This window comes from Kluyvera ascorbata (genome assembly GCF_023195735.1).
Classification (GTDB): Bacteria; Pseudomonadota; Gammaproteobacteria; order Enterobacterales; family Enterobacteriaceae; genus Kluyvera; species Kluyvera ascorbata.
On the sequence record NZ_CP096201.1, the window covers coordinates 2,278,129 to 2,291,106 of the forward strand.

General features: G+C 56.6%; 11 protein-coding genes. 7 read left to right on the forward strand and 4 right to left on the reverse strand.

Going from position 1 to position 12,978, the window contains the following annotated elements; translation table 11 throughout:
* The first annotated feature begins 45 nt into the window (after positions 1-45).
* The 4 genes from MY052_RS10760 to MY052_RS10775 all read left to right on the forward strand — a co-directional run bounded on the left by MY052_RS10760 (position 46) and on the right by MY052_RS10775 (position 4,974).
* The gene (locus MY052_RS10760) at positions 46-1,896 is read left to right on the forward strand and encodes a bifunctional sugar phosphate isomerase/epimerase/4-hydroxyphenylpyruvate dioxygenase family protein (protein ID WP_248538779.1); all 1,851 of its coding nucleotides are present in this window, start codon (positions 46-48) and stop codon (positions 1,894-1,896) included.
* Between the two features lie 91 nt (positions 1,897-1,987).
* On the forward strand, positions 1,988-3,337 hold the full coding sequence (locus MY052_RS10765) for an MFS transporter (protein WP_248538780.1): 1,350 nt from the start codon (positions 1,988-1,990) through the stop codon (positions 3,335-3,337).
* Entirely contained in the window at positions 3,327-4,163 is an 837-nt protein-coding gene (locus tag MY052_RS10770) for a shikimate dehydrogenase family protein (protein WP_248538781.1), read from the forward strand. The genes MY052_RS10765 and MY052_RS10770 overlap by 11 nt, the downstream gene beginning before the upstream one ends.
* Before the next feature lie 70 nt (positions 4,164-4,233).
* On the forward strand, positions 4,234-4,974 hold the full coding sequence (locus MY052_RS10775) for a substrate-binding domain-containing protein (protein ID WP_248538782.1): 741 nt from the start codon (positions 4,234-4,236) through the stop codon (positions 4,972-4,974).
* Here MY052_RS10775 and MY052_RS10780 read toward each other — a convergent pair.
* The 3 genes from MY052_RS10780 to MY052_RS10790 are packed head-to-tail and all read right to left on the reverse strand — an operon-like array spanning position 4,958 to position 7,765.
* On the reverse strand, positions 4,958-5,707 hold the full coding sequence (locus MY052_RS10780) for an ABC transporter ATP-binding protein (protein ID WP_248538783.1): 750 nt from the start codon (positions 5,705-5,707) through the stop codon (positions 4,958-4,960). The two genes, MY052_RS10775 and MY052_RS10780, sit on opposite strands and share 17 nt — an antisense overlap.
* On the reverse strand, positions 5,704-6,711 hold the full coding sequence (locus MY052_RS10785; protein ID WP_248538784.1) for a FecCD family ABC transporter permease: 1,008 nt from the start codon (positions 6,709-6,711) through the stop codon (positions 5,704-5,706). Before MY052_RS10785 ends, MY052_RS10780 begins: the two co-directional genes overlap by 4 nt.
* Entirely contained in the window at positions 6,698-7,765 is a 1,068-nt protein-coding gene (locus tag MY052_RS10790) for an ABC transporter substrate-binding protein (RefSeq protein ID WP_035896831.1), read from the reverse strand. Before MY052_RS10790 ends, MY052_RS10785 begins: the two co-directional genes overlap by 14 nt.
* A 682-nt stretch (positions 7,766-8,447) precedes the next feature.
* On the opposite strand from MY052_RS10790, the gene MY052_RS10795 reads away from it, so the two are divergent.
* On the forward strand, positions 8,448-9,356 hold the full coding sequence (locus MY052_RS10795; protein WP_248538785.1) for an alpha/beta hydrolase: 909 nt from the start codon (positions 8,448-8,450) through the stop codon (positions 9,354-9,356).
* Here the strand turns inward: MY052_RS10795 and MY052_RS10800 are convergent.
* Positions 9,353-10,165, reverse strand: coding sequence for a DNA-binding transcriptional regulator (locus MY052_RS10800; RefSeq protein WP_248538928.1), 813 nt, complete (start codon positions 10,163-10,165; stop codon positions 9,353-9,355). The genes MY052_RS10795 and MY052_RS10800 overlap by 4 nt on opposite strands.
* A gap of 187 nt (positions 10,166-10,352) precedes the next feature.
* On the opposite strand from MY052_RS10800, the gene MY052_RS10805 reads away from it, so the two are divergent.
* Entirely contained in the window at positions 10,353-12,017 is a 1,665-nt protein-coding gene (locus MY052_RS10805; RefSeq protein ID WP_248538786.1) for a bifunctional 3-(3-hydroxy-phenyl)propionate/3-hydroxycinnamic acid hydroxylase, read from the forward strand.
* 1 nt (position 12,018) lies between these two features.
* Positions 12,019-12,963, forward strand: coding sequence for a 2,3-dihydroxyphenylpropionate/2,3-dihydroxicinnamic acid 1,2-dioxygenase (gene mhpB, locus MY052_RS10810; protein ID WP_248538787.1), 945 nt, complete (start codon positions 12,019-12,021; stop codon positions 12,961-12,963).
* The last annotated feature ends 15 nt before the right edge of the window (positions 12,964-12,978 follow it).

Genomic DNA, 12,978 nt, shown 5'->3' on the forward strand with positions numbered 1-12,978 from the left:
TGATTCATATTCATCCCACCGTTACCGTAAAAGCCTGGTGAAACTATGTTGCGTTCAATTGCTACCGTGTCTATTTCTGGAACCCTGCCTGAAAAACTGAGCGCAATTGCAGCGGCAGGCTATCAGGGTGTTGAGATCTTCGAAAATGATTTGCTCTATTATACCGGTACGCCTGCGGATGTCCGTAGCATGGCCGACGATCTGGGGCTTAAAATCACTTTATTTCAGCCGTTTCGTGATTTTGAAGGCGGTACTCGCGCACAATTTGCGGCAAACCTCGAACGCGCTAAACGCAAGTTTGCGCTGATGCATGAACTGGGCTGCGACACGTTATTGCTGTGCAGTAACGTTCAGGCGGACTGTTCCGCTGATGTTGAACTCCAGATAGCCGATCTGCGCGCATTAGCGACGCTTGCTGAGCAGGAAAATATCCGCATTGGCTATGAAGCGTTAGCCTGGGGCACACACGTCAACCATTGGTATCAGGCGTGGGAAAGAGTAAAAGCGGTGGATAGCCCGGCGCTCGGTATTGTGCTCGATAGCTTCCATATTCTGTCGCTCGGTGACTCTCTCAGCCGCCTGCATGAAGTCCCGGTCGATAAAATTACCTTCCTGCAGCTGGCTGATGCGCCGCTGATGAAAATGGACGTCCTCGAATGGAGCCGCCATTTCCGCTGCTTCCCAGGCCAGGGCGAACTACCGCTGGTGGAGTTTACGCGTGAGCTTACTCGCTTAGGCTATCGCGGGCCGTGGTCGCTGGAGATCTTTAACGACGGTTTCCGTGCCTCGCCGAACGGCGCAACGGCCAAAGATGGCTATCGTTCTCTGCTATGGCTAGAAGAACAGACGCGCAACGCGCTTGACGATACCGACGCTGACTTGTTCCAGTCCGCCAATCTACCGACCTATCAAGGCACCGAGTTTATTGAATTTGCCGCAAGCCCTGCAGAAGCAAAAAAACTGAGCGCCATGCTCAGCGGCATGGGCTTTACGCTTGCGGGTATGCATCGTTCAAAACAGGTGGCGCTGTGGAGCAACGGCGGTGCGAGAGTGATAATCAACTATCAACCGCATAGCTGGGCGGATCATTTCTATCAGCGTCACGGCGTATCTCTGTGCGCAATGGCGCTACGGGTGAGCGCAAGCGCACCGATTGTGGCGCGAGCAAAAGCTTATGGTTACGCGACATGGCAAGGCGAGGTGGGGCCAAATGAGAGCGCTATTCCTGCGGTATGCGCGCCGGATGGCAGCCTTATCTATCTGGTTGAAGGACATCAGGATATTTACAGCCAGGACTTTAACCTGACCGGCGACGCGACCCAAGGGGCGTTGCTGGGGATTGATCATCTGGCATTAGGGATGGAAGCCGACAGTCGGGATAACTGGGTGATGTTCTGCCGGTCGGTATTAGGCTTTACCCTTGAACATGAACAGACGATGCCAGACCCCTACGGTCTGGTGCGCAGTCTGGCGGTGCAAAGCCCGCAAGGTAACATTCGCCTCGCGCTGAATATCTCGCAAAGCCGTGCCACGCAGATTGCTCGCTCCGTTGCCTGTTATCAGGGCGCAGGGCTTCAGCATGCCGCGTTTGCCTGCCATGACCTGCCGGGGCTACTGGACAAACAGCCGTTGGCGGACTCGCTCTCTTTGCCCGTACCGGCAAACTACTATGACGATCTGCTGGCGCGTTTTGGCGGCCCGGAGAAGGTTACCCTCATGCAGCGCCAGCAAATACTGTACGACCGCGATGCCGCGGGCGGCGAATTTTTACATCGCTACACCTGGCCCTTCAGCGAAGGACGCTTCTTTTTTGAATTAACCGAAAGACGCAACGGCTATACGCAGTATGGCGCGGTCAATGCTGCCGTTCGTCTCTCGGCTATGCAGTACCGCTAGCGCACTGGACTGAACCACCTGGTACGCTAACGTCACACGATAGACCATAAAAATAACATTCATCTGCACTCGACAACGACAGGTAAACACTATGAACTCACTTGGCCATAATCGCGTGGCTACCGCTGAGGCGGTTAACGCGGTCCCCCGTACCCGGCGGCGCATCGGCATTCTGGCGCTGCTGGCCGTCGGGACAATGATTAACTATCTTGACCGCACCGTGCTTGGCATTGCCGCACCGCAACTGACCCAAGAGCTGGGTATCGGCGCGGCGGTGATGGGGATTGTTTTCTCCGCCTTTGCCTGGACCTACGCGCTGGCGCAGATCCCCGGCGGCATGTTTCTCGACCGTTTTGGCAATAAGGTGACCTATTTTCTGGCGCTGGGCTTCTGGTCTCTGTTTACGCTGTTCCACGGGTTTGCCGTTGGGCTCAAGTCGTTGTTGTTGTGTCGTTTTGGTCTTGGGATCAGCGAAGCGCCGTGCTTCCCGGTCAATAGCCGCGTGGTGAGCGCCTGGTTCCCTCAACACGAGCGTGCCAAAGCGACGGCGGTCTATACCGTCGGGGAATATCTGGGCTTAGCGTGCTTCGCGCCGCTACTGTTCTGGATTATGGATGGCTTCGGCTGGCGTACGCTGTTTATCACCGTGGGGGTGGTAGGGATTGTGTTTGCGTTGATCTGGTGGCGCAACTACCGGGAACCGCATGAAGACGTGCGTCTGAGCGACCAGGAGCGCGACTATATTACTGCGGGCGGCGGCATGACGACCGGCGCGGAACAGCGCAAAGTGTTTAGCTGGCCGTTGGTGCGTCAACTGTTGCGCAAACGTCAGATTGTGGGGGCCAGCATCGGTCAGTTTGCGGGTAATACCGTGCTGGTCTTCTTCCTTACCTGGTTCCCGACCTATCTGGCGACGGAACGACACATGCCGTGGATTAAGGTGGGCTTCTTCGCCATCATGCCATTCCTGGCCGCTGCGGGCGGTGTTATGTTCGGCGGTTGGGTATCTGACAAGCTGCTCAAAGCGACCGGAAGCGCCAACCTCGGGCGTAAGCTGCCGATTATTGCTGGCCTGTTAATGGCAAGCTGCATTATCAGCGCTAACTGGCTGACCAGCGATACGGCGGTCATCATGGTGATGTCCTTCGCCTTCTTCGGGCAGGGAATGGTGGGGCTGGGCTGGACTCTGATCTCCGATATGGCGCCAAAAGGGCTGGGCGGTTTGACCGGCGGTTTGTTCAACTTCTGCGCTAATCTGGCGGGGATCCTCACGCCGCTGGTGATTGGTTTTATCGTCGCCGCATTCGGTAGCTTCTTCTACGCGTTGATTTACATCGGCGGGGCGGCGCTTCTCGGCGTGGTGGCTTATCTATTTATTCTCGGCGACGTGAAGCGTATCGAGCTGGATCTGCCGGAGCAGGAGAGTCGTCATGCAAATTAGTGGGCATACGCGGTTAATTGCTCATCTGGGGTACCCGACCGAAAGTTTTAAAGCACCGATGATCTACAACCCCTGGTTTGAGAATCAGGGCGTCGATGTCAAAGTGGTTCCGATGGGCGTAAAGCCAGAAGACTATGCGGCGCTCATCCCAACGCTCTTTTCACTGACAAATATAGCTGGCGCGCTGGTGACAATGCCGCATAAGGTTGCCACCTGTGCGCTGGTCGACCGCCTGAGTCCCACCGCAGAAATTGCAGGCGCGTGCAACGCTATTCGGCGGGAAGCCGATGGCACGCTGACCGGTGATATGTTCGATGGTGATGGTTTTGTTCGCGGGATTCAACGTAAAGGATTTCGCACGACCGGTGCGCGTGCGCTGGTGACGGGCTGCGGCGGCGTGGGGTCGGCAATTGCCGCCTCGCTTGCCGCGGCGGGTGTCAATGCTCTGACGCTTTATGATACGCGCGAAAGCACGGCCAGGGCGCTGGCACATCGCCTTCAGGTACATTATCCGCAGCTTAAGCTGACGGTGATGTCCTGCGACCCACAGGGTCACGATTTGGTCGTGAATGCCACGCCGCTTGGCATGTCTCCCGGCGACCCGTTGCCGATGGACATGGACCGAATTGCTCCCGGTACCTTTGTTGGCGAAGTAGTGATGAAGCAGGAGTACACGCCGTTTCTACAGGCCGCTATCGCGCGGGGATGCCCGGTACAGCGCGGCACTGACATGCTGTTTGAAATGATCCCGGCCTATCTGGATTTCTTCCATCTACCGGTAGCCACGCCGGAGCAGCTTCAGCAGCTGGCGCAAATTCGTTACTAAAGCGCTGGTCAGTAGCGTAATAGCCCGGGTAACATAACGGTTATGTTATCCGGACTTTTGCGTATCCTATATGAACTCCACGCTCACGCTGCTGGCGGCAGGCAGCCTTCGCCGCGCCTTTATTCCTCTCCAGTCACAGTTCATGGCCAAAACCGGGACCCCGGTTGAGATTGTTTTTGGCCCGGCGGGGCTGCTGCGCGAGCGCATAGAGAAGGGCGAGGCGTGCTCGCTATTCGCTTCCGCTAACCACCACCATCCTAAAGCTCTGTGCGATGCGGGATTGGCGCATGGCCTGCGGATTTTCGCGCGTAACCGTTTAATTTTGACGGTCAGACACTCCCCGCAAACGGCGGCTAAAACCTGGCTAGAGCTGTTAAGCGACAGTACGCTGCGTCTGGGCACGTCGACGCCGCTTTGCGACCCTTCAGGCGACTATACCTGGCAACTGTTTGAGCAACTTGAAGCCGGTTTTCCCGGCCTTGGCGAATCCCTCAAGGAGCGTGCGATGCCACTGGTTGGCGGACGCGATTCGCTGACGGTACCTGCGGGCGAAATGGCAAGCAGCTGGCTGATTCGTGAAGGGAAGGCGGACCTGTTTATCGGCTATGCACATTACGCCACGGCGATGGGTGAGCAGGAAGATGTGCGCAGCGTGGCCATCCCGGAACCGTGGAATATTCGCTGTGACTATTACATGGCGATGTTAGAGGAAAGCCCGGCCGCGCAGCAGTTCTACCAGTTTATCCTCGCAGAAGAGGGGCAGCGCTGCCTGCGTGATGCGGGCTTTATGTTGGCTAGCGACGAAGGCTAAACAGCGGCGTGACGACGGCGGCTGGATAATCTTCAAGCTGCAGCTTACGTACCGTAACGCCATACGCGCGCTGCAGGTTGGCTTCTGAAACCACCTCTGCGGTAGGGCCCGCCAGCCATTGACTATCGGGCAACAGCAGCAGCGTATGGCTGGCGACCTGTAGCGCATGAGTTGGGTCGTGGGTGGTAAACATCACCGTGCGTGACTGCACGTGTGCCAGGTCGCTGATAAGCTGCAGTACCGTTTGTTGGTTGCCCAGATCCAGCGCTGAACAAGGCTCGTCTAATAAAATATTCTGACTGGCGCTGACCAGCGCGCGAGCAATCATCACCAGCTGCTGTTGGCCACCTGACAGGTTGCTGAACAGCGCATCGGCAAGCGTGGTGATATTCAGCAGCGCTAGCGCCGCCATCACCTGCTGTTCATCTTCCTCCTGCGGTTGCGCGAAGAGGGCGATATGCCGGGCACGGCTCATCAACACCACTTCGCGTACTCGCCAGGCAAAAGCCGGGCGAAAGGACTGCGGCACAATCCCCACGCCACCCGTGACGGTGATATCGCCTCCGAGCGTTGGCAACACGCCGGTGATAGTATCCAGCAGCGTACTTTTCCCACGGCCGTTAGCGCCTAAAATGGCCCAGATATCACCCGGCTCACAGTGCAGGCTGAGCGGCGCAAACAGCGGCGTTTTATGCCCATATTCCAACCGGGAAAGCGAAAGCGTTGGGGTCATTTGAGCAGTCCTTTTCGGCTGGCGCGTACCAGCATCACGGTAAAGAGCGGTGCGCCGACCAGTGCGGTGATGATCCCAATCGGAATTTCAGCGGCGGTGAGCGTGCGCGCCAGATCGTCAACCAGAATCATAAAGCTCGCTCCCATCCAGAACGCACAGGGCAGCAGGCGACAATGATCGGCGCCCGACAGCATCCTGGCCAGATGTGGAATGACTAAACCCACCCAGGCAATGCTGCCGCTCACCGCGACCTGAGCGGCAACCAGCAGCGCACAGCATAGCAGTACGCCGCGACGAAGCGCGGTTACACGCACGCCGAGCGCGCGCGCATCTTTGTCATCAAGCGACAGCAGGTTAATGCGCCAGCGCAGCTTGTAGAGCACCAGTGCCGCCACGGCGACGGGAATGACGAGCAGCAGCACTTTGGTCCAATTGGCGGTGGCAAAACTGCCAAGCAGCCAGAAAACGATATTGGGCAACACCTCTTCGGTATCGGCCATGTATTGCATCAGGCTGACCAGCGCCGCGAAGAATCCGCTGAGAATGATCCCGGCGAGGATAAGCACCAGCGTGCTTTCTCTCCCCTGAAGCGCGGCAAGCAGATAGACCAGCGTTAGGGCGAGGAGGCCGAAGAAGAAGGTGGAACCCATCATCATCGGCATGCTGAAACCGAGCAGAATCGCCAGCGTGCCGCCAAAAGCGGAACCGGAAGTGACGCCAATAATGTGCGGGTCGACCAGGGGGTTCTGAAACACGCCCTGCAGGGTCGCGCCGCACAGGCCGAGCGCACCGCCGGCCAACAGGGCCATTAGTATGCGCGGCAGGCGGACGGACCAGACAATCTGATGCGCAATATCGGCGTCATGATGCGGATGCGCAAGCTGATTAAGCACATCGCCAATCGACAGACCGTACTGTCCAAAGCAGAGGGAAACGACGGCAACCACCAGGGTGAGCAACATTAGCCCACCCTGTACCGTTTTAGGGTGACTACTGATGTGCATTGGCCTGCCAATTAGTGCGGTAGAAACGTTGATAGTAGTCCTGTGCCTGTGCGTCGACATCAACGTTTTTATAGCGTTCTGGATAGAGTTTTTTCGCCATCCACAACTCGCCAATCGCCAGCGCTTCCGGCATCGGGTAGCCCCATGCTTTGGCGTATTCCGGCATCAACCAGACGCGATGGTTTTTGACGGCATCAATTCCTTGCCACTGTGGGTCAGTGGTAATCTGTTTCACCACTTCCGGGTAGCGGTCCTGGACGAAGATAACCTGCGGGTTCCACTGCAGCACTTGCTCCAGTGACACCTGGCGTGCGCCTTTTACCGTTGCCGCGGCAACGTTCATCGCCCCCGCATGCTCCATCATCAGACCGGTATATTTACCCGAACCGTAGGTGTTCAGATCCGGATTTGCCATGTAGACGCGAACTTTTTCCTGCTGTGGAATAGCGGCAACCGGAGCGTTAAATTTCGCGCGAGCGTTAAAGGTGTAATCGATGAGTTTGCTGGCGTCGGCCTCGCGATTAACCACTTCACCAATCAGGCGGATACCCTGTTTCAACCCTTCGTTATAGGCGTGTTCTTCATCCGCCATCGTCGGGTTCATCTTGTTCTTTTCACCGGCAGCGTCTTCACGCAGCGACACCGCTACCACCGGAATACCAGCATTGGTAATCTGCTGGATCATCGCTTCCGGCGCATAGTTCGCGACAAAGACCACCTGCGGATGCAGCGCGAGCAGACTTTCGATGTTGACCTGCGTCAGATCGCCCGGCATTGGCAGCTTTTCAATTCCGGGCATAAAGCGCGCAAATTCAGGGCCTAACTGCTTTTTCCAACTGCTGAGTACGCCGACAATATCGTCAGCGGCATTTAACTGGACCAGCAGATTCAGCGTCTGGTGCTGCAAAACCACGACGCGGTTCACGGTATCCGGAAGGGTAACCTGACGACCCAGTTGATCGGTGATGGTACGGTCGGCCATCGCCGGGTTTGCGGCCATCAGGCTCGCGCAAGCCAGCGTCAGCCCGAGCAGGAAGCGTTGTAATGTAGACATGAGTCACTCATTATGAAGGAGGGGATAAACGGTGTGTATTTGATTATATAACGTATAGAAATGCAAACCGTCTGAGAAAATTACCCCTAAATATCTGCGGATAACGCCGAACATAACAAGCCCTTAACGAAAAGAGCCACCAGCTTTTACTCCGGTGGCCCGGTTCGGGCGCATATTGCCATTGCAGCGACACATGACGCCCACTTCAGGTTAGATATTGCAGAAATGACAGACTAACGCGACCACAATCGGCCCGATAATCGAAGTCACAACCGCAATCACTAACGCTTCCCTGAACGTCATATAACCGCCTGTGTTGCAATGGCAACCGTACGCGGCTATTCTCAACTTGTCGAAGGTCAAGTTAGCCCCCGTTATGTTGCCAGGTTTACCAAGCAACGTGCGGGGGTTTTCTCTTTCCAGCAACAATCGCCACCGGGGATCAAGCCCCCGCAACATTGCGCCTCTCCCGAGATTCGGGATTACCGCAATCCTATAGCAGCCCGTAAGGGGTCGCAATCAAGGAGTACTGTTTGCCTATCCAGTTATCCTGTTTTAGGAATTCTGCTCGATCTCGCGATAGACAGCTTCGGTAAGTCACAATTCGCCATAAATCCTTCATCCTCTATCCTTTCTTTTTTGCTTAACTGTCTATTCCTTACCTACGTATTGAGACGCGCCTATGCATCGTCGTCATTTTCTGTTGGGTTTTGCCGCCACGCTGTTCTCGGCGCGATATGGTTCAACGCTTGCCTACGCCACGTCATATCAACAGCAGACGATCCCGCTATGGCCCGCGATTCCCCCTGGCGGCGGCGGTCCCGTGGGGAAAATGCACGTGAGTGCGAAAGGGGCGCAAAGCCAGATAGCGGTTCCGTCGCTCACCGTACTGACGCCGTCATCGCCTAACGGCCGTGGCGTGCTGATTGCGCCAGGAGGCGGTTATCAGCGAATTGAGATGGCGATGGAAGGCTGGCCCGCCGCTCTGTGGCTGGTAAACCGCGGTTATACCGCGTACCTGCTGAGCTATCGCTTGCCCGGTGAAGGCTGGAATGATGGCAATCTGGTCGCGCTGCAGGACGCGCAACGGGCGCTGCGGATCGTGGCACAGCGCGAAAGGCGGGTAAGCGCTCTGGGCTTTTCAGCCGGTGGGCATCTGCTTGGCATGGCGGCGACGCGACCAGACTACCAAAGCTATCCCGCGGTAGACGCACTGGATAAGCATCCCGCAACCATGGACGGTGCGGCGCTCATTTACCCCATCATCACGCTTGAAAAACCGTACACTCATACTGCGACGCATAAAATTCTGCTCGGAAGAGAGGCTTCACAGGCGGCCAACGCTGCGTGGTCAGTTCAGCGCTATGTTACGCCAGAAACACCGCCGATGTTCCTGGTGCAGGCTGAAGACGATCCGGTGTCTGACCCTCACAATACGCTAATCATGCAAGCGGCCTGCCTGCACGATCAGGTGCCGGTCACGATGTTCCGTTATCCAACCGGTGGACATGGTTTTGCGATGGGGAAGCCGGGAACCGCAACCGTTGAATGGCCTGGGCACTATGCATCCTGGTTACGAGCCCTGAGCTAAAGATGTTCGTAGACGATGTCTTCTTCCGACATCCGCTCTTCAATTTGTCGCGTGACGCGCAGTAGCGCGGCCAGGTGTTTTTCCGCTGCCTGTTCTATGGTCATGGCTTTCGCAATATAAACCAGATTCAGGCAACCAATCACTCTCTCCTGGCTGCGCACGGGAACGGCGATAGAGGCAATTTTTTGCTCCATTTGCCAGCCCTGGAAATTTTCGCCATAGCCGTTCTTGCGCGTCCGCTCAAGAATGGCATGCAGCTTTTCTGGTTCACGCGCCAGTTGGTATTCCGCTTCGGGACGTGCCGCCAGCATCTCAACAATCGGCTGCCGCTCCTGTTCGGGAGAGAACGCCAGCCAGGTCAGACCCGAAGCCGTCAAGAGTAGCGGTAAACGGCGGCCGACCATGGCTCGGTGAAAAGAGAGGCGGCTAAAACGGTGGGTCGTTTCGCGAACGACCATAGCATCAACGTCGAGAGTGGTTAAATCCGTCGGCCAAATGACCTCGCGCAATAATTCTCCAAGCAGCGGTGTTGCCAGCGCAGAAATCCAATGTTCGTCACGAAATCCCTCACTTAACTGCCTGACGTTGATGGTCAGGCGGAAACTATCATCTGACAGACTTCGCCTGACATAACCTTCTTCCTGAAGCGTCTCCAGCAGCCTTCTGACGGTGGTGCGATGCAGGCCGCTAAACTCAGCGAGCGCCGCGATTGACGCGCCTCCGTCGAATTTATTTAACAAATTTAGTAACAATAGCCCGCGCGTTAACCCCCGCACCGTTTTGTAATCAGTTGCATCGCTATTTTTCATTTTATCCGCTTTTTCTATATCTAAAACAACGGTGTGCACCCGGTGCACATTTCGGCTTGTTTTGATTGTAGCCCAGTTTGTCGGACATATACTCCGCTCATTACAAAAATAATTTCACATTAAATTAACAGGCAACGCGGAGTGAGATCGTTCTGCATTGCCTGGTTCGAGCCGTGAGGTATTTAAGATGACAACGTCAAATCCGGATATTCAACCTGCTGTTCAGCACCGTGTTCAGGTCGCTATCGCTGGCGCGGGCCCAGTGGGACTGATGCTGGCGAACTATCTGGGGCAGATGGGCATTGACGTGCTGGTGGTCGAGAAGCTGGATAAATTAATTGATTATCCGCGTGCCATTGGTATCGACGATGAAGCGCTGCGCACCATGCAGTCGGTTGGCCTGGTCGACAAAGTGCTGCCACACACAACCCCCTGGCACGCGATGCGTTTCCTGACCCCGAAAGGCCGCTGCTTTGCTGATATTCAACCGATGACCGACGAGTTCGGATGGTCTCGCCGCAACGCCTTTATCCAGCCGCAGGTGGATGAGGTGATGTACCAGGGGTTAAGCCGTTTCCCGAACGTCCGCTGTCTGTTTTCCCGTGAGCTAGAGGCCTTCAATCAAAATAGTGACACTGTCACGATTAATCTGAAGGGGCCGGACGGGGAACGTGAAACGGTACAGGCTGACTGGCTGGTGGCATGTGACGGCGGGGCGAGCGTCATTCGCCGTACCCTGAATGTGCCGTTCGAAGGCAAAACCGCGCCTAATCAGTGGATTGTTATTGATATTGCCAACGATCCGCTGGCAACCCCGCATATCTATTTATGCTGCGACCCGGTGCGCCCGTATGTCTCAGCGGCATTACCGCACGGCGTTCGTCGCTTTGAATTTATGGTGATGCCAGGCGAAACCGAAGCTCAATTGAGCGAGCCGGACAATATGCGTCGTCTTCTGAGCCAGGTACTGCCAGACCCTGACAACGTTGAACTTATCCGCCAGCGTGTTTATACCCATAACGCGCGCATTGCCGAACGTTTCCGCATTGATCGTGTACTGCTGGCGGGCGATGCCGCGCATATCATGCCGGTCTGGCAAGGCCAGGGCTACAACAGCGGCATGCGCGACGCTTTCAACCTGGCATGGAAGCTGGCGATGGTCGTGAAGGGCAAAGCCGGTGATTCATTACTCGATACCTATCAGCAGGAACGCCGCGACCATGCCAAAGCGATGATCGATCTCTCCGTCACCGCCGGTAACGTGCTGGCTCCCGCCAAACGCTGGCATGGCACGGTCCGTGATGGTCTCTCCTGGTTACTCAACTATATCCCGCCGGTGAAACGCTACTTCCTGGAAATGCGCTTTAAACCGATGCCGCAGTACCGCGAAGGCGCGCTGTTGATGAACGGTACGGCGAAACGGTCCCCGGTCGGCAAAATGTTTATACAGCCCAAAGTGACCCGTGAAAACGGCGAAGTAGTGCTGCTGGATGATGTGATTGGCGCGAAGTTTGCTGTGATTGCCTGGGGCTGTAACCCGCTGTGGGGCATGAGCGAGAGTCAAATTGCGCAGTGGCGCGCGCTGGGCACCTGCTTTATTCAGGTCGTGCCGGACGTCCAGATTCGTACGCCGCAGGACAATGTTGACGGCGTCATCCGCCTTGGCGATACCCAGAACCGCCTCAAAACCTGGTTTGCCGCCGAGGATGCCTCGATTGCTGTGGTGCGCCCGGACCGTTTCGTCGCCGCTCTCGCTATCCCGCAAACCTTGAGCAAAACCCTGAACAAGCTTGCTGACGTGATGGCGTTAACGAGTGCAGCTTCCGATCTTAACGTTGAAAAGGTGGCCTGAGATGAATGCTTATCTCCACTGTCTCTCCCACACGCCGCTGGTGGGCTATGTCGACCCGGCGCAGGAGGTGCTGGATGAAGTGAACGGCGTCATCGCCGAGGCCCGCGCGCGCATTGCCGCGTTTGCCCCTGAACTGGTGGTGTTGTACGCCCCTGACCACTACAACGGCTTTTTCTACGACGTGATGCCACCGTTCTGTTTAGGCATTGGTGCGACGTCCATCGGGGATTTCTCCAGCGCTGCTGGGGTACTACCGGTACCGACTGAACTCGCGGAAGCCTGCGCGCACTCGGTCATGAAAAGCGGCATCGATCTGGCCGTTTCCTACTGCATGCAGGTGGATCACGGCTTTGCTCAACCGCTGGAGCTGCTGTTGGGTGGGCTCGATAACGTCCCGGTATTACCGGTGTTTATCAACGGCGTCGCGACGCCGCTGCCGGGGTTCCAGCGCACCCGCATGCTGGGTGAAGCTATGGGCCGTTTTCTGTCCACCCTCAACAAACGCGTGCTGATTTTAGGCTCCGGCGGTTTATCGCATCAGCCGCCGGTGCCGGAACTGGCGAAAGTGGACGCGCATATGCGCGATCGCCTGCTGGGCAGCGGTAAGCAACTCCCGCCTGAAGAGCGCGAACTGCGCCAGCGTCGAGTGATTGAAGCGGCCGAACGCTTTGTCGAAGACCAGAAAACGCTGCACCCGCTGAACCCTATCTGGGACAACCAGTTTATGACGTTACTGGAACAGGGCCGCCTGGCCGAGCTGGACGCTATCAGCAACGAAGAACTTTCCGCCATCGCCGGGAAATCGACCCACGAAGTCAAAACCTGGGCCGCCGCGTTCGCCACGCTTTCCGCGATGGGTAAATACCGCAGCGAAGGCCGCTATTACCGCCCGATCCCTGAGTGGATCGCCGGCTTTGGCTCCCTGAGCGCCACGACAACGAATTGATTAAGCAGGAGAGAA